Raw genomic sequence first — 25,599 nt, 5'->3', positions numbered from 1 at the left:
ACGGCGGGGTCGCGCGGTCCACCGGCCGCGCGACCCCCTCCCCGACGAACGAGGACGCAATGACTGACACACCACTCGTCGCCATGCGCGGCGTCACGAAGCGCTACCCCGGCGTGACCGCCCTGAAGGACGTCTCCCTCGCGGTCCGCCGCGGCGAGGTGATGGCCCTGGTGGGCGAGAACGGAGCCGGCAAGAGCACGCTCCTGAAGATCCTCGCCGGTGCGCAGCGCGCCGACGAGGGCACCATCGAGGTCGACGGACGCCCCCTCGACATCCAGCGCCCCCGCGACTCGCAGGACGCCGGGATCGCCGTCATCTACCAGGAGCTGAACCTCGCCGACGACCTCAGCGTCGCCGAGAACATCTACGTCGGCCGCGAGCCGAAGACGCGCTGGGGGACCGTCGACTTCCGCGCCATGGAGCGAGGCTCCAAGGAGCTCCTCGACGGCCTCGGCATCGACGTGTCGCCGAAGACGATCGTGGGCGACCTCAACATCGCCCTCCGGCAGATGGTGGAGATCGCGAAGGCGCTGCTCGTCCAGGCCCGCGTCGTCGTCATGGACGAGCCCACCTCGTCGCTCACGGAGGAGGAGGTGGACACCCTGCTCGCGCTGGTCCGTCGCCTCCGGGCCTCCGGCGTGAGCGTCATCTACGTGTCGCATCGGATGCGCGAGATCGCCGAGATCGCCGACCGCATCACCGTGATGCGCGACGGCGCCGTCGTCGGCGTCCGCGACGCCCACGACACGACGCCCGGCGATATCGTCCAGATGATGGTCGGGCGCGAGCTCGACGACCTGTACGGGACGCGCGAGGTCCAGGTGCCGATCTCCGAGCATCCTGCCCTCGAGGTGCGGAACCTCGGGTCGGGAGCGCTGCTCCACGACGTCAGCTTCCACGTCGACCCGGGCGAGATCGTCGTGCTGGCGGGCCTGATCGGGGCCGGGCGCAGCGACGCCGCCCTCGCCGTCTTCGGCGCGCAGGCGCGGAAGGCCGGCACCGTGCACCTGGGTGGCCGCGAGGTCGCCCTGCGCACCCCGTCCGACGCCATCGCGGCGGGCATCGGCTTCGTCCCCGAGGACCGGAAGAGCCAGGGCCTGTTCCTGGGGCTGCCGGTCCGCGAGAACATCTCGTCGGCCTCGCTCGCCTCGATCAGCAGGATGGGGTTCGTCGCCCTCAGCAAGGACCACCGCCTCGCCTACCACCACGCGAAGCAGCTCAACCTGCGCGCCAGCGCGGTCGACGTGGCGGCCGGCACGCTGAGCGGCGGCAACCAGCAGAAGGTCGTCCTGGCCCGCTGGCTCGCCAGGAACCCCCGGGTCCTGATCCTCGACGAGCCGACGCGCGGCGTCGACGTCGGTGCCAAGGCCGAGATCTACCACCTGATCCGCACCATCGCCGCCGAGGGGGTGGCCGTCCTCGTCATCTCCTCGGAGCTCTCCGAGGTGCTCGGCCTCGCCGACCGCGTCGTCGTCCTCCGCGAGGGGTACGGCGTCGGCGAGATCCGCGGGTCGGAAGCCACCGAGAAGAAGATCATGGCCCTCGCCACCGGGGTCGAGGAGCAGATTTCATGAGCATCGAAGGAGTCACCGTGAAGAACGACACCGCCGTCGTCAGCCCCGGCGCGGCCACCGCACCGAAGACCGCAGGATCGAAGTCCACCCCGCCCGGCCCCGCGCAGCCGACCACGTCGTCGCGGCTCCGCGCCGGCCTGATGCGCGTCGTCCGGGCGCGGGAGTCGACGCTCGCCGCCGTCGTCATCCTGCTCGTCATCTACCTGACGTTCGCGTCGCCGTACTTCCTCACCGTCGGCAACCTCACCGTCATCGGCCGCCAGATCGCGCTCGCGCTCATCATCAGCACGGGCATGACCTTCGTCATCCTCATCGGCGGCATCGACCTCTCCGTCGGCTCCGTCGTCGCCCTCGTGAGCGTCCTGTCGGGCGAGTTCATGGTGACGATCGGGTTCCCGCCGGTGCTCGCCGTCGTCCTCGCGCTCGTCGCGGGAGCCGCGATCGGGCTCGTCAACGGCCTCATCAACGCCTACGTCGGGATACCGTCCTTCGTGGTGACGCTCGGCATGCTCGCCGTCGCGCGCGGCCTCGCCCTCGGCATCACCAGCGGATCCACCATCAGCGGCTTCCCCGCCGGCTTCCTGAACCTCGGCCAGGGCAACCTGCTCGGGGTGCCGATCCCGGTGTGGGTCGCCGTCGTCATCGCGCTCGGCGCCCACGTGGTCCTCACCCGCACCACCTTCGGGCGGCACGTGTTCTTCCTCGGCTCGAACGAGGAGGCCGCGAAGCTCTCCGGCATCCGGGTGCGCCGCGTCAAGATCGCGGTGTTCGTCATCTCGGCGTCGCTGGCATCGATCTCGGGCATCCTCGAGACCGCCCGACTCAGCGTCGGGCAGCCGTCCGCAGGATCCGGCTACGAACTCCTCGCGATCGGCGCGGCCGTCATCGGCGGCGCGAGCCTCTTCGGCGGAGTCGGCGGCATCCTCGGCACCGCGCTCGGCACGACGCTCCTCCTCCTGATCCAGAACGCCCTCATCCTGCTCGGCATCTCCGCCTACTGGCAGCAGGTCTTCTCCGGCGTCATCATCGTCGCCGCCGTCGCCCTGAACATGTGGCGAAAGCGCCGCTGACCCCGACCACCCCTCGTCGCCCCTCCGGGCGGCACGTACCGAAGGAAGAATCATGAAGATCGTCATCACCGGAGCCCACGGGAAAGTCGGCCGCGCCGCGACCCAGGCCCTCCTCGACGCGGGGCACGACGTCCTCGCCGTCGACCTGACCCGCCCGGGCTTCGAGCGCAAGCCCGAGGGATCCGCCGCGTACCAGATGGCGGACCTCACCGACGCCGGGCAGGCGTACGCGGTCGTCCGCGGGGCCGACGTCGTCGTGCACGTCGCCGCGATCCCGGAGCCCACCGGGAACCCGCCGCAGGTCGTCTTCCAGACGAACCTCATGGCCACGTTCAACGTGCTCGAGGCGGCCGTCCGCTTCGGCGTGAAGCGGTTCGTCAACATCTCCAGCGAGACGGTGCCCGGCTTCTTCTTCCCCGAGCGCCCCTTCCTCCCCGACTACGCCCCGGTCGACGAGGAGCACCCCGTGCACCCGCAGGACCCGTACGCGCTGTCGAAGACCTTCGGCGAGCAGCTGATGAACGCGGCTGTCGAGAGGTCCGACATCAAGGTCATCTCGATCCGCCCGAGCTGGGTCCAGAACGAGGACAACTACGAGCAGAACCTCGGCCCGCAGATCCGCGACGCCAGCGTCCTCAGCCCCAACCTCTGGAGCTACATCGACGTCTACGACCTCGCCGACTCCATCGTGCTCGCCGCCGAGTCGGACCTCCCCGGCCACGAGGTCTTCTACATCGCCTCGCCCGACAACGTCGGCGGCCACGACTTCGCCGCCGTGCTCAAGCAGTACTACGGCGACAAGATCGAACTGCGCCCGCTCGACCGGGTCGACGCCTCCGGCATCTCGACCGCGAAGGCGCAGCGCGTCCTCGGCTGGACGCCGAAGCGCTCGTGGCGCGACTACCTCGACGCCGACGGCCACAAGAAGTGAGGACCACCGCCGGGATCATCCACCCGCAGCTCTCGCGCGTGCTCAGCGAGTTCGGTCACACCGACGGCCTCGTGGTCGCGGACGCCGGCCTGCCCATCCCGACGGGGGTCGAGCGCGTCGACCTGGCCTGGCGTCCGGGGGAGCCGAGCTTCGTTGGGACGCTGTCGGCCGTCCTCGACGAGTTCGTCGTCGAACGTGCCGTGGCGTCGGCCGAGATGGCCGACGAGAGCCCCGAGCAGCTCGAGACCCTGCGGACGCGGCTGGCGGAGTCCGGTGTGGAGCTCGAACTGGTGCCCCACACCGATTTCAAGGCCCTCACGCACTCGGCCCGCGCCGTCGTGCGCACCGGCGAGTACACGCCCTACTCGAACGTGATGCTGTTCTCGGCGGCGCCGTTCTGAGCTGACGACGCGGCTCCGCTGCGGGCAGGATGCGGGCGGCACGGCGGGCTTCGGCTCGCGGCGCCGCCCGCTCTGGGTGTCGGCCGTGTCAGTGGCGAGGCCGCTCCCTCCTGCTGCGTCGCCGCCGCTCGCGGGTCATCAGGGAGAAGGCGATTCCCCAGATCCCGGCCGCTCCGAACAGGACGCCGCCGCCAAGGCGGAGCCCGTCGAACGGTTGCCAAGTGAGGAACACCACGGCAAGAGCGACGTAAGCAGCACTCCGTAGGACGTTGGGCGGTGTGGGGCGTCTCATCGCGGACCGGCCCGAAATGGCTGCTCGGTCAATGGCCTGAACATCCCAGGCCCAGGAGGATGAGCCCGGCTGCGGTCGACCAGCCGACGGGCCCGGAGAAGGCCGTCACGAGGAACACTCCGGTGCCAGCCAGGCAGCTCACGGTGTCGCCGGGACCCAGCTTGCCACCCGTGTTGATACTCGCGATCTGCTTGCCGCCGATGTGCACCTGGATCCACCCCTTGCACGCTCCCTTCTTCGGCTGCGATGTTCCGAGAGTGATGACGCGACCGTTCTCCAGCACGCACGAGAAGACATATTGTCCGGCCGCCTCGCGCTGATGGATCGAAATCGCGGCTGGGGCTGCTGGCGTGCTGCTCGAGATTGTCGTTGTGGCCTCGGCTGTTGCGGCATTCGCGCCGACCAGAGCCGCAACGACGACAAGGCAGGATGCCGCAAGCATCGTCATTCTTCGCATAAATCTTCCTCGATTCCGAACTGACCGAACTCCACCGTGATGTCCTGATCGTAAGGCTAAAACATATCAAATTAGTGATTGATATGTCTAAGTAAATGTGACGGCAGGGATCATGCCCCCCGCACCGGCCGTCGTCATCAACTCCTGGTGAGACCGCAGCCTCCTGAAGAACGGAACCCCGTGCACGTAGATGCAGTTGGGCCCAGCGATGGCGAGTGGCCCAAGGGGATGGCGATCCATTTCGAGAACTACGACTTCGAGTTCTTCCCCCTCCTCTATTCAGCGGCTGTGTGGGAGCTCCCCGGCGCTCTGGGCATCAGGCGGGAACTCACCGCCCCGTGCCGGCAGCAGCAGTCCCTGTCCCTGACGATCTCGCGAGCGTCGCCACCGAGTGGCTCGCCTCGTGGGCGAGCCGAGAGGCTCACGTCGGAGACTTCGACGATTTCGATGTCGAAAAACTCGGTGTCGGCGCCTACTTCGCCGCCTGGCAGAGAGCGCAGTCCGCACTCCCGGTTGCCTGGTCGGATCGATACCCGGAGATCTTCGCGACAGACACCTACGAAGCCTGGCGAGAAGCCGCGGCAAACTCGGCCCTGTGCGCGATCCGCGCCGAGATCCAGCCAGCTCTCGTTCACGCCTGGGAACGCGGGCTCACCCACATCACGACACTCCCGCTCACGGGTAGCCTGTCTCGGCCGCTCGGTCGGCACCGGTTGATGACGACGCCCGCGACGTGGAACTCGTCTGAGATCCTCGACATCCTCCACTCCTGGGCGCCACGGTAGTACGGCCTAGAGCTGCCCAAGGACGCTGCGCCTAAGCGCTCGTGAAGGGGCTGATGAAACAACTGAGGCTTCGGTCCGCCAAATTGCTATCCGAAAAGCGCTATTCCGACTAGGTAGCGCACGAGTCTGTCGACCCCAGTTCGGGGGTCAAGACTGGGGATAAGCACAACGAGGTGGGGTACGAAAATAAGTTTGCCTTGCCTGAGGTGCAGTGCTGCTCTCTCGCCTCGACGATCGATTCGGGGTACGGCGATCAAGAGTGTCTCGATTGCCAAGGATTTCTGCGTGGGTCGCAGTTTTGCTCCCTACGAATAGTCTCTGCTCGGGGAGATCGTCGGGATCTTCGTAGGGGATTCTGGGGTTTCCGTGATGCGTCACTCGGTGGTTTTCGTTCGCTTGGCTTCGATGCGCGCTCTCGCGCTGGGCCTCGGGTTGGCTCTTCTCGCCGCCTTCCTGATCGCAGTCCCCGCTCCCGCTCACGCGGCTGGTGCAGCGACCGGGACGGGCGGACTTTACGTGCCAGCGACGCAGCGCATCGCGCAGTCGACCAACGGCAGCGGGGGCCTCCCGAACTCCCGGCTGACGTCGAATCACTGGTACCAGATCCCGATCGAGGGAGCCGGGTCGCTGCCGACCGACGGCATCTCCGCGGTCCAGATCACGTTCACGATCTCCGGGCAGACGTCCGCGGGTTTCATCCACGCCGATCAGGGTTCGGCGACGTCGCCCAACACCTCCACCCCGTACATGACCTACGACAGCTCGAACTCGATCGCCAACGCGGCGGTCCTCCCGGTGGGGGCGAACGGGAACATCCAGGTGCAGGTCACCTCGGCTGCGGACCTGGTCATCAACGTGCAGGGCTACTACACGGACGGTGACCCGGCTGCGGGTGGGTTCGTCGCGACGAGCGCGACCTCGGTCTTCAACTCGGGGAACACCTCTTACACGACGGGTCAGTCGACGACGTTCCAGGTCGGCGGCACCTCGCAGGTCCCCTCGGACGCGTCCGCGGTGGTGCTGAGTGTCATCGAGAGCAACCAGGGCACCGACCCCGGTTACCTCTACGCCTACCCGGCGGGCGGCGTCCGCAGCACGGGCCTGAACTGGCCGGCGGGGAAGAACATCGAGTGGACCACCGTGGTCACTCTTCCCGCGAACGGTCAGATCACTCTGTCGATGGGCTCCTCGTCCGGGGTGCGCTTGTCCGCCGCCGTGCAGGGGTACTTCGTCAAGAACAACGGGCCCGCGGTTGCGGGTGCGTTCACGCCGGGGACGGCTCGGGTGTACAACTCGCAGTCGCCGTCGCAGCCGATCGCTGCCGGCGCCACCCGGACGATCCAGGTCGCCGGCACCAACGGGGTCCCTGCCGCCGGTACCGGGATCACCGACGCCGCGGTCAACCTGTCGGTCATTTCCGGGACCAGCGCCCAGGGCCACGCACCGCTGTTCGCTTCCGACTCCACGGCGGGGACGGATGCGATCCAGTACTACGCCTCCACGACGACGACCGCGTTCTCCACGGTGAAGCTCGGTTCCGACGGGGCGGTGAAGATCACGAACGTGTCCAACGGCACGATCAACGTGATCCTCGACGTCGAGGGTTGGTACTCGCTCCTCGATAACGGGCCGACGAAGACCAACCAGACCGGTTCCCGCCCGTCGCAGACGGCGTTGACCTTCGGGGTGAGCGATCAGGTGACGGCGAAGGTCGATGTCGGCACCGGGAACCTGATGGTCTCCACCGGGGGTCTCACTTTGCCTGCGATCGGGTCGAAGACGTCGATCGGGCAGACCTACAACTCGCTCGGCTGGCAGACCGGGTACCCCTACGACCTGTCGGCGAACAACTGGACGATGGGGCTTGCGAGTCTCGGCAGCCTGTCGCAGAACGGTGCCGGGATCGTCTACACGGCCGCCGACGGCTCCACCTGGCAGTTCACGCCCGCCCTTGTCAACGGTGTGATGACGTACCAGTCGCCGCAGGGACTCCAGGCGACCCTGACGGCGGACGCGGGTTCGTACTCGATGAACTTCTGGTCGAGCAACTCCACGATCACTTTCAGCCGCAACGGTGAGGGCGGGTCGATCGTCGACCGGAACAAGAACAAGGTCAGCGTCACCTACGCCAACGACCAGCCGACCGCTGTCGTCTCGAGCGCCGGTTCCGCCGGTGCGAAGACCGCGACGGTCGCGTACGACCAGGGGTCCTTGACGACGACCGTGTCGCAGACGTCCGGGTCCTCGAACCGTCAGGTCACCTGGTCGAAGGACTCCGCCAACAACCTCACCACCTTCGTCGACGCCGCAGGCGCCACCACCACGTTCGCGTACACCGGTCACGACCTGACGTCGATCACCGGCCCGACCGGCGCGGTCACATCGTTCACCTACGACGGGGCCACCCACCGGGTCGCGCAGGTCGACCAGCAGAACACCACCGCGGGATCCCCGGGCACATCGACGACGCGCCTGAGCTACACCTCGGACACGCAGACTCTTGTTGCCGGGCCGAACACGGATACCGCGGCGACGGTCGGGTCGGTGCCGCACACGACGTACACGATCGACTCCAACGACCTCGTCACCAAGACCGTCGACCCGGTCGGTCGCACCCGCAGCAAGACGTACACGAACTCCGTCAACGGGTTCGCCCCCACCACCTCGACGGAGGGTTCCGGGTCCGGGTCGACGACGTCGACGAACACGTACGGCGCCAACGCCGGTCAGTCGCTGTCGAAGGCGCAGACGCCGGGCGGTTCGTCGTCGTCCGCGACTTATGGCTCGGCTGCCGCGAACACGCAGTACTCGGTCACTGGTTCGACTGATGACGCTGGCAACAAGTCGACCCTGGGCTATGACGGGCTTGGAAACTCGTCCTCCAACGCGGCACCTGATGGGTCGACCGCGAGCATCGTGCGCAACACCCCGAAGGTTGGCGGCGGCACCCCCAACGGCGACGGCAGCAACGACGGCCAGGTGTACTCCGCCACCGCTCCGATGCAGGCCGGCACCCAGAACAAGACCTCGTATCACTACGACGCGAATCGTCAGCTCGACACGATCACCCCGGTGACGGTCACGACGGCCAACGGGTCGGCGGGTCTTGGTGCGAACCACTTCACTTACGACCCGTTCGGTCGGGTTGCGTCCCAGTCGGATGGGAACGGGGTCACCACCTCGTACACGTACGACAACGACGACCGGCTTCTGACGACGTCGTTCTCCGATGGCACCGGGACGGTCACCGACACCTACGACGTCGCTGGCCGGAAGCTCACCGAAGCGTCCGCGACGGGCACGGTGACGAACACGTACGACCAGCTCGGGCGTCTTCTCACCACCCGGAACTCCGCCGGCGGTGACACGGAGACGTACACGTACGACAAGGCTTCGAACCAGGTGTCCTCGTCGGACTCGTTCGGCACCTACACGAACACCTATGACGACTCCAACGTCCTCGAGGTGACGAAGTACCCCAAGGCGGGCAGCTACTCCTACGTCAACTACGCCACCGACAGCCACGGTCGTCGTATCGACGAATGGCTCGGCGGGACCGCCACTTACACCGACACCAACGTCGACACCACCGGAACCAACCCGGACCCGGCAACGGTCCCGGCGACGTGGTCGGTGCGCTACCAGACGATCTACGACCAGAGCACTGGGCGGGTCAAGGAGATTAAGTCGTGGACGTCGGCTGACCCGACGCACCCGACGTTCGACACCATCTACTGCCACGCGGACTCGACCGTCACCGGCAACACTGACCCCACCAACTGCAGCACCAACCCGCTCTACGACCGCGAGAAAATCCAGTCCGCGTTCGATGTCCTCGGGCAGCAGACCACCGTCTACTCCTACGACACGAGCGGCCGGATCGTCCGGGTCAAGCAGACCGGTGGCAACGCCGGGAACACCGACTGGCAGTACTCCTACGACAAAAACGGCAACCGCACGGCCACGACGACCAACGGTACCCAGAACCAGACGTTGACCTACAACGAGGCCAACCAGCTCACGGTGGCCGGGTTCACCTACGACGCCAACGGGAACCTCCTCGCCGGCAAAACTGCCGACGGGACGGGGACGGCGACGTACACCTACAACGGGGCGAACCAGATGACCTCCGCGACCATCAACGGCACCAAAACCACCTACACCTACGCCGGATCCGCACAGAACGCGCTCCTGTCGTCCTCGACCGCCGGCGGCACCACGGTCAACTACAGCTACGGCGCCAACGGGCTCGCGACCTACCAGAACGGGTCCGCGACTTCCCACCTGTACGCCGACCCGACGACGGGGCAGGCGGTCATGCTGACCACCTCCACCGGCACCGCAGCGCTCTACATCAACGACGGCCTCGGCAACATCGCCGGCCTCACCACCGACGGATCCGGACCCGCATTCCGGGAATCCTACGACCCCTACGGCGCCGGAACACTCACCCCTGGTACCGGGAATGGGTACACACAGAACCCGTACCTCTTCAAGAACGGCCTGGCAGACCGGGCAACCGGGCTGGTGAAGTTCGGAGCACGCTGGTACAACGCCTTCACCGGCACCTGGACCCAGAGGGACACCCTTGACGCACCCCTTGACCCTCAAAATGCCAACCGGTATCAGTTTGCGGGTGGCGACCCCATTAACGGTTCCGATCCGACTGGAGCAATCAGTGGTCGTGCTGCTCTTGGTCTTGGCAACACCCTCTTCGGGCTGGGGCAGGCGATCAGCTCTGGAAATTCCCAGACCATCGCAAAGTTCGCAGTAAGTACGGTCGTTGGTACGCTTACCGGAATAGCTTGCGAGGGTATTGCCGGAGCCGCAACCGGCGGCGTCGGTGCTATCGGGGCTGCTGAGGCATGCAACGTCCTCGGCGGCGCTGTCGGTAACGCTACGGTCGGTGAAAACCCCTTCGACCCGCCGCTCATCTGATCGAGGAATAACCAGTGCTCAATGTCAAAAGGCCCAAGCTAGCTATTGGTTTAGGAGTATTTTTTGTTCTCTTCGGTATCGCAGGTCTGATCTTTAGCCCAAATGAGGTAGCGGTAAAGATGGTGTATCTCGGCGCTGTTGTTATCCCCGGGGTGGCCTTCATCATTGCCGGGGCGCTGGCGTTGGGCCGCGGCAACGGGGCCTGACATGCCGACTGCGACCATGTGACATGGCCGGACGAAGCCGGGCCTGATTGGCCCCAACCGCGTCTGCCCGGGTTTGGTTGATGTCTGAACTGTGACGATTCGTTCTCGCTGGAAGGATGTCTCTCGTGGCAAAGCCCTATCCGAGAGAGTTCCGTGACGACGTCGTCGCAGTGGCCCTTAAAGGCCTGGCCCCGTTGGCCCAGATCGCGAAGGACTTCGGGATCTCCGCGGGCTCGCTGACGAACTGGTCGAAGAAGGCCGATATTGAGGACGACCATCGGTCCGGCCTGACCGACGTGGATCGTGCCGAGCTTCGAGAGGCGAAGAAGCGGATTCGGTTGCTCGAGCAGGAGAACGGGGTGTTGCGGTGGGCGGCGCCGTATTTATCGCAGGCGAACCTGCCGGGAAACTAGTGTTCCCGCTCAGCCGCGAGATGGCCGCGACAGGTGCCCCGATAAGGGTGCCGGTCGCGGTGGCGTGCAGGGTCCTCTGCTCGACGCCGTAGGAACACTACAAATGGTTTGCCGCGCCCGTGTCGACATGGGATCGTCCCGTTCCCCAACGAGCTGCCGAGTAGCATCCCATACGGATCATATTGACAGCCGCATTTTCGCTGTCAAGTCAGCATCAATAAGCTAAATCGAATTTCTCCGAAGGGAGGCCAGGAATCAAAACAAGATTTATGATCCGATGGAAGCCACGGAATCTTCTGGCCGCACGGCTTGATCGATGGGCGACATTCGCTGCTGCGCTCTCAATAATGGGGGTCACGATCAACGCTCTGACTCATTGGCACCTCGGAATTCTGATTAGCTTAACCATCGCCACAGCGTGTTTGGCAGTAGTGTCCTGGAGTTTATGTTTCACATTTGAGGCGTCCTCCGGTCGGCGACGCTCAGACTCAGACGACTAATTCACTCTCGTTACGAGGTCTCGCGACTCTCTCTCGCTCATTCGATGAGAATCTGAGTCGCTCCCCGTTCGTTAGGCGATGGTCGACCGGACGCTCGCCAGCTCCGACCACTCCCCGGGCCCAAGCGGACCTAGTTGTCTCGGATAGGTGGTCCGACGCCTATTCCGGTGACGGTATCTCATTCGGGCATTGAAGCAGCCAGGTGCGTCTCGGATAACTAAAGGTTTTCGAGACGTCTCACCCGCCCATTGATAATCAGTCACGGTCGACGCCACTCCCCCGCGTCTGACCCGAATCGTGGGACCACGTCATTGTCTCGCAATGTTGTCTCACCGCTTTTCGTCGTGTCGACCTGTTTCTAGGGGTTTCTGAGACATGTTGGCCGGATGAGGCTTCTCGGCTACACCCGCATCAGCACCACCAACCAAGACCCGCAACTTCAGATCGATTCACTCTTCTCTATCGGGGTCGAAAAGCGGGACGACTTCTCCGACGTTACATCGGGACGGAAAAACGCCGCCGACCGGCCCGGGGTGCGGAAGCTCCTCGAACACGCCACCGACGGAGACACCCTCGTCGTGTGGCGGATCGACCGATTCGGTCGCTCCCTACTCGACGTCCTCAACACGGTCTCGGGACTTCGCGACCGCGGCATCCAAGTGCGCTCCATCTCCGACGGGATCGACCCAGCCACAGCGACCGGCCGGCTCATGCTCAACATGCTCGCCACCCTCGCCGAATACGAACGCGAACTCATCGTCCAACGAGTCCGCGCTGGTGTCGCCGTCGCTCAAGAAGCGGGCACCCAGTTCGGCCTACCGAACACCGACCAGGCCGTGGTCGCCGAGAAACTCGCAATCGTGGCCGCAGCTCGAGCCGAAGGGAAAACCGCCGAGAAAGCCGCCAGCCTCGTGGGGTGGAGCCGACCGACGCTCTACCGACACCAGAACGCGCATACCGCCCGGACGGTACGTGCACCTGCACCTGCACCTGCGGCGACCGTGTCATAACCGTCGACCGCGACAAGATTCACTCGACAGCTTTCGGCACATGGTTGCGGGACACGGGAGGCCCGATACCGCGTAATCGGGAAGTCAGCCGGTGGGACGGTTTAGAACCATAGGGTTATGGGGCGAAGAACCCGGTTGTAAGCGCAAGCGTCGGTGGTCATGGCTACGCTTGGCCACACAATTAAGGGGGCTGCGAGATTGGGAATTAGGGAAGACATCATCAACGAGACGTCGAGCTTCCTGATCTTGCCGTGGAATGTGACGGAGGGGCGCAAGATCCCGTCGACCGAAAGCCTGGGCCTGGGCACCAGGAACGGTACAAGCATCCAGGCCACATTCCTGTATTCGGATCTCGCGGAGTCGTCTTTCTTAGGGCAGAACCTCCCCCAGACTGACGCCGCCGGAATCGTCAAGGCGTTTCTGTACTCATCGAGTGCTGCCATTAAGTGGCAAGAAGGTGAGATCAAGAGCTTCGACGGCGACCGGGTGATGGGTGTCTTTTACGGGGCAAACAAAGAAGAGCGAGCGATCCGCGCTGCCTTCGCCATTATCTGGGCCGTCGCAAGCTGGATCAGCCCACTCGCCGGATATTTCTCTCAGTGGCCGGAGGAGAAAAAGGCGATCAGGCATGCGACCGGCATCGCGACTGGCGACGCTCTCTTTATTCGCGGCGGCGTACGGAACGACAACGACCTCGTTTCCATTGGCGCTGCACCCAACGTCGCTGCCAAGTTGAGCGAGATCCGAGACAGGGCTGAAAGTACGTTTATCGACGACTACACCTGGATGCACTCGTTCGGGGACACGTGGAAAGACGAGCTGGGCAAAAGCCTTTGGACGGACAGCCAGTTTTTGAACATCGGTGGCAATGTCACCTCTTTCCGAGGCAGCGCTGTGGCAAGAGAACCGGAGAAGGACGAATGACGCTTAAGGACGATGTCGAACGTGAGATCAAATCGACGGTGGAGACTGCCCTCAGCACGAGCAAGCAACAACTGTCTAACGACAAAGTGCCAAAATCTTCCGAAATCGGTTACTCAGGTGGCGTCTATCTGCAAAGCGTCTATCTGTACGCCGACATGATCGACTCGTCGGGACTCGTGAGGCATCATCCGCCTGAAACAGTGGCACGAGTTTTCAAGGCCTACCTACAAGTCGCCGTACGAGTCATTCGAGCTCACGACGGCTACATTCGCAGCTTCGATGGAGATCGGGTCATGGGAGTCTTCGCCGGACCCGACAGGGCCATCCGGGCGGTCAAAGCCGCCATGAAAATCAAGTGGTCCGTGGAGGCCCTAGTTCAGCCTGCCCTTCGCTCGCAGTTCAAGTCCCTCCAGGACAGCGGCTGGAAGCTTCAAGGAGCCATCGGTATCGCCAATGGCGAGGCGCTTCTTATTCGAGCTGGCATCCGCGACAATGACGACCTCGTGTCAATTGGCCGGAACGCAAATTTTGCGGCCAAGCTGAGCGATGAGCGTCACGGCAACTACACCATCCGAATCGGCGCAGGAGCCCACGCGTTGTTGAACGACGACACGCGACTTTCAAGCGGCGTGAACATGTGGGAGGGTCCCTATTCCATGAAGCTCGGCGGTGAAGACAAGAACTACTACCGCACCTCCTACCGATGGAAGCTCTAAATTTTCATGGGTAAGCAGGAGCGCGCCATCGACAACGCGTGGAAGATTCACGACGCCCAGCTTGACTGGACGGCGAAAGCTGACGCTAAAGCGGCCTTCGCTTTCGGACTCGATTCAGCAGTGATCGCTGCAGTCGTCGCTTTATTCTCCGCGGACAAGGTTTTTCACCATTTCAGTCACTGGTGGTTGATCGTCCTGTTCATCTTGGGCAGCGTGTTGATTCTGGCCGGATCGATCTCTTCAGCAATCGGCGTGGCACCACGACTTCGGGCAAAGGATGCAAAGCACGAGTCGCTGTCGAACCACATTTACTTTGGACACGCCTGCCACTGGGAAGCGACGAATCTTGAAGCATCGCTCCGCAACGAAGATCTGCTTCCTCAGCTAAGTCGGAACATCATCCAAGCGGCCGTCGTCTCGTGGAAGAAGCACGTAGCAGTCACCTGGTCAATCAGATTCACGATGGCGAGCGGGGTTGTATTCGCCGCGTACCTCGTCTCCAGCCGGTTCGCTTGAGGCGCTCCTCCAAAGCCGCGCTGCCGATGAAACCTAGCTTGAAGGACACAAGAGCTCCATTTCGCGCACCCACCTGTGCCAAAACCTAGGTGTGCCGAATCGCATCCGTTGTGGCACTAATTTGGCAGGTGCAGGACACGCCCACCCACTGAGCATCGTGACCATACGGGGTAACGGGCATCGCCATGATCGCGGGCATCCGGATCGCGCGCCCAACGAGGAACGAGCGTTGGTTGTGCGGCCTGCGCGCACGAATAGTCAACAATTCGACAGCATTCGCCTTGGAACCCTAGGCCCGTTCCTAGCTGACTTCCAAGTTGACGGGGCTACCGAGGGTTTGGCGATCCTGACGTGAAGTTTCGTAAAGTCGCGAAAGGTGTTGGACGCGCGCGATGTAGGGGCGTCGCTCGGATGAATCAAACTTCGATCAGCCCTCCTTCGGGAGTTTCGCGTGTCTGACCGGCCCTTCCTGATCGTGCTCGGGGCGAGTCTGCTTCTCGTGGGCCTCGTGGTGATCCTGCTGCGGAACCGGATCTACCGGTCCATCGAGTGGGCAGAGGCGGACCGGCCCAACGGCATGGTCCCGCTGGCGTTCTACTCGCCCGTCCTCCTGGGTCTTCTCGGCGCCGCGTTCATGATCCTCGGTGGAGTCTTTCTCATCGAGACGACACCGCGACTCGGGTGATCTCCCAGGAGTCGAGATCGATGTCGGTTCCGGCAGAACCCGAGTGATCCGCTAGCGGCCGCTGTCCGCACCGCGGGCGACGACCCGTGCCGCGAGCGGCACCGGCGCCGGCGCCACCATGACCGACAGCCCGTCGTCGGCGTAGTGCGCGCGGATCCAGTCCGCGTGCCTCCGATCGACCACCCGCACCTCGACGACGTTCGACATCTCTCGCACGCCCACCGACGTCCAGTACGGGTCGCCGCTCGCATCGCGGGTCGGGGACGCGGAGATCCGGGCGGCCAGATCCTCCAGCGACGCGAGGTCCCGCTTCACCAGCACGAACCGCGTGAAGTACCGGTGGGGCACGAGCCGCGCGACCTCGGCCCGCACCGCGTCCGACGGCGGGGCGGTCAGAGCCACGGCGACGCCGCCGTTCCCCTCCTGGACGATCCACGCGCCGCCGAAGTCCGCACGCGACCGGAGCTCCGTCGTCATGGCCGCGACGACGGGGGCCGTCCCCTCGCGCGCCGCCATCTGCCCCGCCTCCTGCGCCGTCAGCGGGATGCCCAGCCAGTTCTCGTCGAGGCCCGGCGTGCGCTCCAGCTTCCGCACGAAGGCGAGGTCGTGCTCGAAACCGGAGTCGGCGCGCAGGCTCATGGCGTGCTGCTCGGCGGCCGTCGGCGGCACGGCGTCGGCCTGCGCCGACTGCGTCGAGACAGCGAAGCCTGCGACGAGGGCGACGGCCCCGAGCCCCGCGAACACGCCGGTGCGAACGGCTCTGGCCTTCATTCGACTCCCCCTCAGAAACGACACCCGATGTCGTGATTCTGAGCCGGAGTCACCAGCGGGTCAAGTGCCGCACGCCATCACGGGGTCAACCGACCGCGTCGTACGCCGTCACCCCACCGGCCACGGCCACTCCGACCGCCTGCCCGGGCACGAGGCCGCGGGCGACGAACGGCGTGACCTCGACCCGGAGAGTCTCCCGCGGCTCCTGCGCGCCCCGACCGCAGTCGAGGTCGAGGGTGACCATCGACCCGGCGGCACGGAGCGACGCGACGGTCGCGGCGGCGAGCCCGTCGCGCGGCTCCGAGACGCTGAGCTGGGTGGGGCGCAGGAGCACGGCCGACGCTCCCGCCCCCGACGTCGTGCGCCGATCGTGCTCCACGGGCAGGTCGCCGAGCGCCGTCGAGACGCAGGCGCGAGTCGTGTCGACGTGGCCGCGGAGCACGATGGCCTCGCCGAGGAACCGCGCCGTGGCGAGGTCGACGGGCGACGAGTAGACGTCGGCCGGGGCTCCTGCCTGCACGAGCCGGCCGCCCTCGAGGACGCCGACCTGGCTGCCGAACGACAGCGCCTCCTCCTGGTCGTGGGTGACGAGCACCGTGGTGACGCCGCTGGCCTCCAGCACGTCGATCACCGCCGCCCGGGTGGATTCCCGGAGACCGGTGTCGAGAGCGCTGAACGGCTCGTCGAGGAGGAGCGCCCCGGGAGACGGGGCGAGAGCGCGGGCGAGGGCGACGCGCTGCTGCTGTCCGCCCGAGAGCTCGTGCGGGAACCGCTCGAGGAGACCACGGTCGAGGGAGACCAGGTCGGCGATCTCGTCGATCCGCAGGCGACGGGACGCTCCGCGCGGCAGGCCGAAGCGGATGTTCTGCTCGACGGTGAGGTGCGGGAAGAGCGCGCCCTCCTGCGCCACGAAGGCGATGCCGCGCCGATGCGCGGGGACGAACGTGCCGGGGCCGGCGACCGGCCGTGAACCCACCGTGATGGTCCCGCTCTCGGGGGTCTCGAATCCTGCGATCAGGCGGAGCAGGGTGCTCTTGCCGCTGCCGCTCGCGCCGACCAGGGCGGTGCGGGTGCCGTCGGGCACGGTCAGCGACACGTCGCGCAGGATCGGGGCGCCGCCGAACGACATGTCGACGTGGGAGATCTCGAGGGTGCTCATGCTTTCGCCGTTCGGCGGGTCTGGGTGAAGAGGATGGCGACCGCCGGGATGCTCAGGGCGATCAAGAGAAGAGCGTACGGGGCCGCACCCGAATAGTTGAGGCTCGTGCTGTCCGACCAGAACTGCGTCGAGAGGGTGCGCGTGCCGGTCGGCGCCAGCAGGAGCGTCGCCGTCAGCTCGTTCGCGGCGCCGAGGGCGACCAGGGCGGCCGCCGCCGCGATCGACGGCCAGACCGCAGGAGCCGTGACCCGGAGCCGCGCGACGAGCGGCGACTTCCCGAGCGAGCGTGCGATCTCCTCGTGCAGCACCGGGGCCTGGGCGATGCCCGACCGGAGCGTCACGAGCGCTCGCGGCAGGAAGACGAGCGAGTAGGCGAGGAACACGGTGAAGTACGTCTGGTACAGCGACGGCACCAGCCGGATCGTCACGGTGACGAGCGCCAGCGCGACGATGATCGCCGGCAGGCTGCTCGCGAGATAGCTCGACCCCTCGAGCACGCGCGAGATCCGCGTCGGGAACCTCACGCTCAGCCACGCCAGCGGGAGTGCCAGCACGACGGTGAGGACGGCGCCGCCCACGGCGAGGAACGCCGTCTGACCGAACGTCGTCAGCAGGTCGGGGTCGGACCACGGCGAACCGACCGACAGCCAGTGGCCGAGGCTCACGAGCGGCACCCCGAGGGCGAGCACGCCGAGGCCCACGAGGAGCAGCACCGACGGCACCGCCGCCCAGCCGAGGCGGATCCGGGTCGCAGGATGCGCGGAACCGGAGCCGACCCGCGAGTACCGCGCCCGCCCCCGCGTCCCCGCCTCGCCGACGAGCAGCACGAGGCACAGCGTCGCCAGGACCCCGCCCAGCGCGCTCGCCGCGGGCCCGGCGAACGTCGACTGGAACTGCACGACGATCGCCGTCGTGAACGTGTCGAAGCGGATCAGCGCGAAGGCGCCGTATTCCGCCAGGAGGTGGAGCGCCACCACGAGGCCGCCGCCCCAGATCGCGAGACGGAGCTGCGGCAGGATCACCGAGAAGAACACCGACCAGGAGCCGCGGCCGAGCGACCTCGCGGTCTCCTCCAGCGCCGGGTCCAGTCGCCGCAGCGTCGCGACGGCCGGCAGGTAGACGAGCGGGTAGTACGCCAGCGTCGTGATGAGGAGTCCGCCGGAGAGGCCGCTGATCGACGGGACGGCGCTGGCCCAGCCGTAGCTGGAGACGAACGCGGGCACGGCGAGCGGTGCGGCCAGCAGGATCGTGAACACGCGCCGCCCGGGCAGGGTCGTCCGCTCCACGAGGAACGCCCCGCCGACGCCGATCGCGATGCACGCCGGAACGCCCAGGAGGAGCAGGCCGATGGAGTTGAGCAGAAGTTCGCCGACGCGCGGCCGGAAGATCAGGGGCCCGAGGGTCGCCCACCCCGTCTGGATCGCCGTGGACACGACGAAGCCGATCGGGATCAGCGTGACAAGCACGACGACCCCGACCGTGACGAGGAGGCCGGTCGGCGCGCGGCGCCGACCAGCCGTGAGAGCGGTCACCGCTAGATCAACCCGGCTTCCGTCATCAGATCGGTGACCTCGGTGCTGTTGAGCTTCGACGGGTCGATCTTCGGGGCCTCGAGCGACGCGAGGGAGGGGAGCTTGCTGTTCGCGGCGACGTCGGACGCGACCGGGTACTCGTAGCTGGTGCCGGTCTGCAGGATGTCCTGGCCGCCCTTGTCGACGATGAACTTCAGGAACGCCTGCGCCGCCTCCGCGTGCTTGCTGGACTTCAGCACGCCGCCGCCGGAGACGCTGACGAAAGCGCCCGGATCCTGGTTCTTGAAGTAGTGCAGCTTCGTGTTCGCGCTGTTCTGGGCGCCGTCGGCCTGATCGCCGAACCAGTAGTAGTGATAGATCACGCCGCCGGGGATCTCGCCCGCGTTGACGGCCTTCATGACGGTCGAGTTGCCCTGGTAGGCGACGGAGTTGGTCTTCATGGCCTTGAGCCACGCCAGCGTCGCGCTCTTGCCCTTGAGGTCGAGGTAGGCGGAGACGATCGCCTGGAAGTCGGCACCGCTCGGCGACGCCGCCCAGCGGCCCTTCCAGGCAGGAGTCGCGAGGTCGTCGAGCGACTTCGGCAGCTGGCTCTCGCTGAGCAGCTTCGTGTTGTAGACGAAGACGGTCGAGCGGGCGGCGATCCCCGTCCATTTGCCCGTGCTCGGTCGGTACTCGGACGGCACGGCGTCGAGCGTCGCCGCGTCGACGTCGGCGAAGAGACCGGCCTTCTCGACGAGGGACATCGCCGGCGAGTTCTCGGTCAGGAAGACGTCGGCGGGGGACGCCTGCCCCTCCTGCACGATCTGGTTGGCCATCTCGGAGTCCGAGCCGTTGCGGAGGACGACCTTGACGCCGGACTCCTTCTCGAACGCGTCGGCCCACGCCTGCGTGAGCTCCTCGTGCTGAGCGTTGTAGACCGTGATCGTCTGGCCCTTGATGGAGCCGCCCGTCGAGGCGGCCGGGCTCGCCGCGCAACCGGCGAGGACGAGCGCGGCGACGGTCGGGAGGGCGAGGACGGCGGCGAGACGCGAGAGCTTCATGGATCCGTTTCGGGTGTCAGGCGGTGTAGGGAAGGCTTGCCTAACACTAATGAAGCGGCCCGTGCGGCGCCTGGGCGGTCGTTCGATTCCGAGAGGTCGCGAACGATCCGGAGCCGTCTCGGCCCGACGCCGTCGCTCAGTGGAACCCGGCCACTCCCGTCGTCGTGCCGATGAAGAGGTGGCGCAGCCCGGCGCTGGGCGTCGCGAAGTGCGGCAGCGTCGAGCCGATGGTGATGGTGAGGTGGTGGCTCCCCGAGACCGAGTTGATGCTCGAGAGCGTGCCCTGCGGGTACTGAGCCGCCCAGATCTGCGTGCCGACCAGGATCGGGGCGCCGTTGACGCCGGTGAGCTTCGGGCGCACGGTCTTCGTCTTGAGATCGACCGGCTGGATGCCGCCGCCCCGGCACGGGACGAACACCGTGTCGGTCGCCTGGTCGTAGGCCGGGCCACCGTCGGGGTCGCTGCCGCAGACCCCGGAGATCGACTCCACCTGGGTCAGGTCGGATTGGCGGAGCACGTAGGCGACGTCGGTCTTCCCGACCGAGAAGACGCGGCCGCCCGAGAGGAGCACCGGGTTGCCGGTGGAGAGGTCGGCGTCGCCCCCTGCGATCCGATCCTTGTACGACGCGAGGACCCGGAGGTCGGGTGAGAGCTTGACGACGCTCTCCGTGTACAGCTTCGGGTCGGGACCGCCCTGGGGCGGATCGGGGTTGGCGTTGCCGGTCGTCACGTAGACGTTCCCGGCCGCGTCGACCGCGGGAGCGCCTCCTGCCATCCAGATCGCGCCGCCCTCGCCGTCGGAGGCGACCTCGAAGGTCTTGAGGGCGGGGTCGCCGGAGGTCGCCGCGCTGACGACCCAGCCGTGGTAGCTGCCGCAGTCGCCGTTGTTGCCGCCGAAGCCGACGTAGACGCGTCCGTTCGCGAGGGCGAGCCCCGTGCGCTGGAGCAGGTTGACCTGCTTCTCGCCGGCGGGCATTGTCGGGTCGACGTCGCGCTGCAGCGTGACCGCGCCGGTCGCCAGACTCATGCCGACGAGGCGGTGCTGGACGATGTTCGCGTCGTGGGTGGCGCGCTCCGCCACGACGTACAGCGTGCCGGTCCTGGTGTCGACGACCGGGGTGCTCGTGATTCCGAGCGGGTCGACATTGCCGCATCCCGCCGTCGCCGCGACGTTCGTCAGCGGTGTGCCGACCGAGCGCGACCAGATGATCTTTCCGGAGGCGGGATCGAGGGCCACGACGCGATCGTTCTCGGTCGCGGCGTAGACCCGACCCGAGGCGACGACCGGCTGGCCGTAGACCGCCCCGCCGAGATTCGCGTTCCAGACCGTGTGCGACGGGTAGATCCCCGAGTTCGCGGGGATCGCGCCGGTCCGCGCCTGGTCGGCGTGATAGCCGGCCCAGGTGGTCACGTCCTGGATGGGCGGGGAACTCGCGCCCGTGGCGGGGAGCGCCCCGACGGTGGCGAGGAGGGCGGTCGCGGCGAGGGTGGTGAGCCCCGCGGCGACACGTCGACGTGTGTTCCAGTGGATCCGATCACCGGTCATGGCGTCACCCTAGGCCGGAACTCGTTGCACTGTCCGCACGAATTTCGCGACCAAGGCAACAACTGCGCGCCGCGCACTTGACCGCGTCGGAATCGCGCGCCGATAATGGACCCGAACTTAGATTTACAGTCTAAATTTATTGAGCCGCGCCACTCCCGAAGCGCCGCTCACCGCTGACGACCGAAGAAGAAAGTCATGACGAACACCACTCTCTCCCCCTCCGACGCTCTCCTCGGTCCCGATGCGGACTGGTGGCGCCAGGCCGCCGTATACCAGATCTACCCGCGCAGCTTCGCCGACGCGAACGGCGACGGCGTCGGCGACCTCCGCGGCATCCTGTCGCGCGTCGACTACCTCAAGGGCCTCGGCATCGACGCCGTGTGGATGAGCCCCTTCTATCCGTCGGCCCTCGCGGACGGCGGATACGACGTCGACGACTACCGCGACGTCGATCCGCGCATCGGCACGCTCGCCGAGTTCGACGAGCTCGTCGCGGCCCTCCACGCCCGATCGCTCAAGCTCATCGTCGACATCGTGCCGAACCACAGCTCCGACCGTCACGTCTGGTTCCAGGAGGCGCTGGCCGCGGGGCCCGGATCGCCCGAGCGCGACCGCTACATCTTCCGCGACGGCCTCGGCGAGAACGGCGAGCTGCCCCCGGCCGACTGGACCAGCACCTTCGGCGGTCCGGCGTGGACCCGCGTGGCCGACGGTCAGTGGTACTTCCACATGTTCGCCAAGGAGCAGCCGGACTGGAACTGGGCCAACCGCGAGATCCGCGACGACTTCCTGAAGACCCTCGCGTTCTGGGCCGACCGCGGCGTCGACGGCTTCCGCATCGACGTCGCCCACGCGCTGACGAAGCGCCTCCCCGAGCCCCTGCCGACCGCTGCCGAGCTGGCCGACCCGACGCTCTTCCCGGTCGGCGACCACCCCCTGAGCGACCGCGACGACGTGCAGGAGGTCTACGCCGAATGGCGCGAGCTCTTCAACCGCTACTCGCCGCCGCTGACCGCCGTCGCCGAGGCGTGGGTGCCCGCCGATCGGCGCGTCCGCTACGCGAGCCGCGACAGCCTGGGCCAGGCCTTCAACTTCGACCTGCTCCGCGCCACCTGGAATCCCGAGGAGTTCCGCACGATCATCCGCGACAACCTCGCCCTGGCCGGACAGTCGGGGGCGAGCAGCACGTGGGTCTTCTCCAACCACGACGTGGTGCGCCACGCCTCCCGCTACGGCCTGCCGAGCGGCGGCGAGGGCAGGGAGTGGCTGCTCTCCGGAGGCACCTCCGAGGTGGAGGACCGCGACCTCGGCGTCGCCCGGGCCCGCGCCGTCAGCCTGCTCGCCTTCGCGCTGCCCGGCAGCGCCTACCTCTACCAGGGCGAGGAGCTCGGTCTGCCCGAGGTCGTCGACATCCCCGAGTCGGAGCGGCAGGATCCCGCGTTCTTCCGCAACCGCGGCGTCGAGATCGGCCGCGACGGGTGCCGCGTGCCCCTGCCCTGGACGACGGAGGGATCGTCGTTCGGCTTCGGCTCGGGCGACTCCCACCTTCCCCAGCCGGTCTGGTGGGGCGACTACTCGGTCGAGACGGAGGAGGCCGACGACAGCTCCACCCTCCACTTCTACCGTCGCGCGCTCGCTCTCCGACACGAACTCCAGACCGCCGAGGAGCTCTCCTGGATCGATGCGCCGGAGTCGGTCGTCGCCTTTCGCCGCCCCGGCGGCTGGGTCTCCGTGACGAACTTCGGTGTCGAGTCGGTGGAGCTGCCCGCCGGTCGCGTGGTCATCGCCAGCGGCGCCCTCGACGGCGACCGTCTGCCGGCCGACACGACGGCCTGGATCGTGGTCGACGCCGACTGACACCTCGCGCGGGAGGCTCGTGTCGGGGGTCGCCGCTACGGTGGCGGCATGACCGGGCACGAGTCTCCTGCGATGTCCGCCTCCTCGGAGGCGACGTGCACCGAGCGTGCCTGCACGCGGGCCGCGGTGCCGGGTGCGCCGGTGCGGCTCTGCGACCAGCATCTGGCCGTGGCCGCGGAGTGGTCCGGGCGGGAGCACGGCGTGGTCGACCTTCTGCCGGCGCCATGCGTGGCGTGCGGCTCGCGGCTCGGCGTGCATTACCCGTCGGGGTGGCTCTGCGCGACCTGCGAGTGGCGCTTCGGCGACGCCCCCGACGGCGAGCTCCCGCCGCCCCGGGTCGACGTCGTCTACTACATCCGCCTCGGCGACCGGCTCAAGATCGGCACGTCGTCGAACCCCCGACAGCGATTGGCGCGCCTCTGGCACGACGAGGTCCTGGCGTTCGAGCGGGGAGGGCGCGAGGTCGAACAGCGTCGGCACCTGGAGTTCGCCGAGCACCGCCTCGGCACCAGCGAGTGGTTCGGCACCTGCCCCGAGCTCGACGCGCACGCGCGCGCCCTGGGGGCCGGCCGCGTCGACCCCTGGGCCGAGTACGCGCGCTGGCGGAGCGAGGCGCTGGCCCTGCGCGGGTGACGGTCGCGACGGTGGTCTGCCGCGGCGGCCGCAGTGAGCACCGGTAGCCGCCACCGCAGGAGCCCCGACTCAGCCCCGCAGGTACGCGTCGACGAAGAGCGGACCCCTGATCACCCGCAGCTCGTCGACGATCTTCGCCATCGTCGTCTTCGTCACGCCGGAGACCTGGAGGTCGTGCGGACCGAGCGCGGGGAGGCGTCCGGTGCGGATGCGCACCACCTCCCAGCCGGCGTTGCGGAGCGCACGGTCTTTGCGCCGGTCGGCCTCCTCGCGCCGGCCGACGTGCTCGAGCCCGTGACGGCCGGTGGAGTCGTACTCGAGGGCGACGCGCAGCTCGGGCAGCAGGATGTCGGGCCACGCCTCGAGGTGGTCGAAGAACGGCCGGGCGAGGCGGACGGCCGTGAAGCCCGTCGTGAACTCGAGCGTCTCGACGAGACGCGCCCGGAGGTCGGCCTCGACCGCGGAGGCCGGCGGCGGCGCGCAGGCGCTGGCGAAGGGGGTGCCGGCGGGGAGCTGCGGGGTGACGGGGCAGAGGGGCTTGGGGATCCTGCGTGCCCGGGGCTTCTGCGGTGCCCGCGCGGCGGCTGCGGACGCGGGTGGCGACGGGGGTGGCGGGAGCGGCGGTGCCGGCATGAGCTGCGGGCCAGCGGGCACGTCGCGGGGTGTGTCGGTGATGAGCGGGGGAGAGACGAGCCGAGGCGTGCGCGGCTTCGCGAGCTCGGCGCAGTCGGGGCACCAGGAGGAACGCCGTCGCTCGCGCCCGGGCCGGGACCGCTGCTCACCCGGAGTGGCCACGAAGACGTGGCCGACGTCGCACTGCCAGGTGAGGAAGACGTCGGCCGCGGGCGGGATCTGACTGAGGACGATGCCGCCGTTGAACTCGGGGTGGTACTGGCGCACGAGGACGGGGAATGACAACCACGCCTCGCGGTATCGCCCCACGGCGTAGGGCACGGCGGTGCCACGCGACATCCGTCGTCGCGCCCACCACATCCCGATCGGCTCCGGCACGCGGGCAGGCTACGACGAGCCACCGACACGGTAGCCGCCCGGGACGCGGAACGGGGCCGCCGCCTCGGAAGGCGTGCGGCCCCGGTCGGGCGGAACGAAGGGTGGGACTAGAGGACGCGGGCCTCGGGCTCCTCGTCGGTGTCGTCCGACGGGATGAACACGTCGTCGACGCGGACGTTGATCTCGGTGGCCTGGAGTCCGACGACCGTGGTGATGGCCTCGGCGACGGCGCGACGGACCTCGTCGGACAGCGTCTGGAGGGCGACGGGGTACTCGGCGACGATCACGATGTCGGCGGCGACCTGCTTCTCGCCGACCTCGACGCTCACGCCCTGACCGCGGTCCTGCTGGTTGATCGCCGTGCGGAGGGCGCCGATGGCGCGCGTGGCGCCCTTTCCCAGGTCGTGCACGCCGGGGACCTCGCGGGCGGCGATGCCGACGACCTTCTCGACGACGCCCTCGGCGATCGTGTTCGTGCCGCTGGACGACGTGGAGACGGTCGTGGTGGGGGTGGCGGTGCGGGTGACGTCGGTCATGAGATCGTCTCTTTCTCTGGTTCGGGGGCGCATCCGGTTCGGGATGCGGTGCCGATCACTCGGTCACGGGAATGGGACGCAGCGGCGACGGAGACC

The 25,599-nt window shown here is 67.2% G+C and carries 23 protein-coding genes; 15 read left to right on the top strand and 8 right to left on the bottom strand.

Annotated elements, in window-relative coordinates; genetic code table 11:
- Positions 1–59: 59 nt before the first annotated feature.
- Genes AS850_RS14830 through rbsD form a run of 4 tightly spaced genes read left to right on the top strand, consistent with a single transcriptional unit; the run spans position 60 to position 3,976 of the window.
- Complete coding sequence (locus tag AS850_RS14830; RefSeq protein WP_119869817.1) at positions 60–1,574, top strand: sugar ABC transporter ATP-binding protein; 1,515 nt, start codon at positions 60–62, stop codon at positions 1,572–1,574.
- Complete coding sequence (locus AS850_RS14825) at positions 1,571–2,644, top strand: ABC transporter permease (protein ID WP_119869816.1); 1,074 nt, start codon at positions 1,571–1,573, stop codon at positions 2,642–2,644. Before AS850_RS14830 ends, AS850_RS14825 begins: the two co-directional genes overlap by 4 nt.
- A gap of 52 nt (positions 2,645–2,696) precedes the next feature.
- Positions 2,697–3,575, top strand: coding sequence for an NAD-dependent epimerase/dehydratase family protein (locus AS850_RS14820; RefSeq protein WP_119869815.1), 879 nt, complete (start codon positions 2,697–2,699; stop codon positions 3,573–3,575).
- Entirely contained in the window at positions 3,572–3,976 is a 405-nt protein-coding gene (rbsD, locus tag AS850_RS14815; protein ID WP_119869814.1) for a D-ribose pyranase, read from the top strand. The genes AS850_RS14820 and rbsD overlap by 4 nt, the downstream gene beginning before the upstream one ends.
- A 320-nt stretch (positions 3,977–4,296) precedes the next feature.
- On the opposite strand, the gene AS850_RS16355 is transcribed toward rbsD, so the two are convergent.
- Entirely contained in the window at positions 4,297–4,716 is a 420-nt protein-coding gene (locus AS850_RS16355; RefSeq protein WP_123955548.1) for a hypothetical protein, read from the bottom strand.
- 347 nt (positions 4,717–5,063) lie between these two features.
- Here AS850_RS16355 and AS850_RS14805 point away from each other — a divergent pair, with 347 nt between their 5' ends.
- The 9 genes from AS850_RS14805 to AS850_RS14770 all read left to right on the top strand — a co-directional run bounded on the left by AS850_RS14805 (position 5,064) and on the right by AS850_RS14770 (position 15,418).
- Positions 5,064–5,510: a hypothetical protein gene (locus AS850_RS14805; RefSeq protein WP_119869812.1), complete on the top strand. Its 447-nt coding sequence runs from the start codon at positions 5,064–5,066 to the stop codon at positions 5,508–5,510.
- Positions 5,511–5,915: 405 nt separating this feature from the next.
- Complete coding sequence (locus tag AS850_RS14800; RefSeq protein ID WP_123955547.1) at positions 5,916–10,448, top strand: RHS repeat-associated core domain-containing protein; 4,533 nt, start codon at positions 5,916–5,918, stop codon at positions 10,446–10,448.
- A 14-nt stretch (positions 10,449–10,462) separates the two neighbouring features.
- Entirely contained in the window at positions 10,463–10,654 is a 192-nt protein-coding gene (locus AS850_RS16350) for a hypothetical protein (RefSeq protein ID WP_123955546.1), read from the top strand.
- Positions 10,655–10,779: 125 nt separating this feature from the next.
- A complete protein-coding gene (locus tag AS850_RS14795; protein ID WP_164088479.1) occupies positions 10,780–11,067 on the top strand; it encodes a transposase in 288 nt (95 codons plus the stop codon).
- An 886-nt stretch (positions 11,068–11,953) separates the two neighbouring features.
- Positions 11,954–12,577 (top strand): recombinase family protein, encoded by a 624-nt coding sequence (locus AS850_RS14790; RefSeq protein ID WP_119869809.1) that lies wholly within the window; start codon positions 11,954–11,956, stop codon positions 12,575–12,577.
- A gap of 159 nt (positions 12,578–12,736) precedes the next feature.
- On the top strand, positions 12,737–13,501 hold the full coding sequence (locus AS850_RS14785) for an adenylate/guanylate cyclase domain-containing protein (protein WP_123955545.1): 765 nt from the start codon (positions 12,737–12,739) through the stop codon (positions 13,499–13,501).
- On the top strand, positions 13,498–14,217 hold the full coding sequence (locus AS850_RS14780; protein ID WP_119869807.1) for an adenylate/guanylate cyclase domain-containing protein: 720 nt from the start codon (positions 13,498–13,500) through the stop codon (positions 14,215–14,217). Before AS850_RS14785 ends, AS850_RS14780 begins: the two co-directional genes overlap by 4 nt.
- A gap of 6 nt (positions 14,218–14,223) precedes the next feature.
- The gene (locus AS850_RS14775; protein ID WP_119869806.1) at positions 14,224–14,733 is read left to right on the top strand and encodes a Pycsar system effector family protein; all 510 of its coding nucleotides are present in this window, start codon (positions 14,224–14,226) and stop codon (positions 14,731–14,733) included.
- A 451-nt stretch (positions 14,734–15,184) separates the two neighbouring features.
- Positions 15,185–15,418 (top strand): hypothetical protein, encoded by a 234-nt coding sequence (locus AS850_RS14770; protein ID WP_119869805.1) that lies wholly within the window; start codon positions 15,185–15,187, stop codon positions 15,416–15,418.
- A gap of 51 nt (positions 15,419–15,469) precedes the next feature.
- Here the strand turns inward: AS850_RS14770 and AS850_RS14765 are convergent, their stop codons facing one another.
- The 5 genes from AS850_RS14765 to AS850_RS14745 form a co-directional block, all read right to left on the bottom strand.
- Positions 15,470–16,189 (bottom strand): hypothetical protein, encoded by a 720-nt coding sequence (locus AS850_RS14765; RefSeq protein WP_119869804.1) that lies wholly within the window; start codon positions 16,187–16,189, stop codon positions 15,470–15,472.
- An 85-nt stretch (positions 16,190–16,274) separates the two neighbouring features.
- Positions 16,275–17,348, bottom strand: a complete 1,074-nt coding sequence (locus AS850_RS14760) for an ABC transporter ATP-binding protein (protein ID WP_119869803.1) — start codon at positions 17,346–17,348, stop codon at positions 16,275–16,277.
- Positions 17,345–18,880 (bottom strand): ABC transporter permease, encoded by a 1,536-nt coding sequence (locus AS850_RS14755; protein ID WP_119869802.1) that lies wholly within the window; start codon positions 18,878–18,880, stop codon positions 17,345–17,347. Before AS850_RS14755 ends, AS850_RS14760 begins: the two co-directional genes overlap by 4 nt.
- A gap of 2 nt (positions 18,881–18,882) precedes the next feature.
- Positions 18,883–19,920: an iron ABC transporter substrate-binding protein gene (locus AS850_RS14750; protein ID WP_119869801.1), complete on the bottom strand. Its 1,038-nt coding sequence runs from the start codon at positions 19,918–19,920 to the stop codon at positions 18,883–18,885.
- 136 nt (positions 19,921–20,056) lie between these two features.
- Complete coding sequence (locus AS850_RS14745) at positions 20,057–21,466, bottom strand: outer membrane protein assembly factor BamB family protein (protein ID WP_119869800.1); 1,410 nt, start codon at positions 21,464–21,466, stop codon at positions 20,057–20,059.
- A 195-nt stretch (positions 21,467–21,661) separates the two neighbouring features.
- Here AS850_RS14745 and AS850_RS14740 point away from each other — a divergent pair, with 195 nt between their 5' ends.
- Entirely contained in the window at positions 21,662–23,323 is a 1,662-nt protein-coding gene (locus AS850_RS14740; protein ID WP_119869799.1) for a glycoside hydrolase family 13 protein, read from the top strand.
- A gap of 48 nt (positions 23,324–23,371) precedes the next feature.
- Positions 23,372–23,956 (top strand): GIY-YIG nuclease family protein, encoded by a 585-nt coding sequence (locus AS850_RS14735; protein WP_442856892.1) that lies wholly within the window; start codon positions 23,372–23,374, stop codon positions 23,954–23,956.
- A gap of 69 nt (positions 23,957–24,025) precedes the next feature.
- Here AS850_RS14735 and AS850_RS14730 read toward each other — a convergent pair whose 3' ends face one another.
- The gene (locus tag AS850_RS14730; RefSeq protein WP_119869797.1) at positions 24,026–24,967 is read right to left on the bottom strand and encodes a hypothetical protein; all 942 of its coding nucleotides are present in this window, start codon (positions 24,965–24,967) and stop codon (positions 24,026–24,028) included.
- Positions 24,968–25,074: 107 nt separating this feature from the next.
- Entirely contained in the window at positions 25,075–25,503 is a 429-nt protein-coding gene (locus AS850_RS14725) for an Asp23/Gls24 family envelope stress response protein (protein WP_119869796.1), read from the bottom strand.
- Positions 25,504–25,599: the final 96 nt, after the last annotated feature.

Origin of the sequence: Frondihabitans sp. 762G35 (assembly GCF_002074055.1) — a bacterium.
Classification (GTDB): domain Bacteria; phylum Actinomycetota; class Actinomycetes; order Actinomycetales; family Microbacteriaceae; genus Frondihabitans.
Note: the sequence above shows the minus strand (reverse complement) of the source record. Positions and strands in the feature narration are given on the sequence as shown.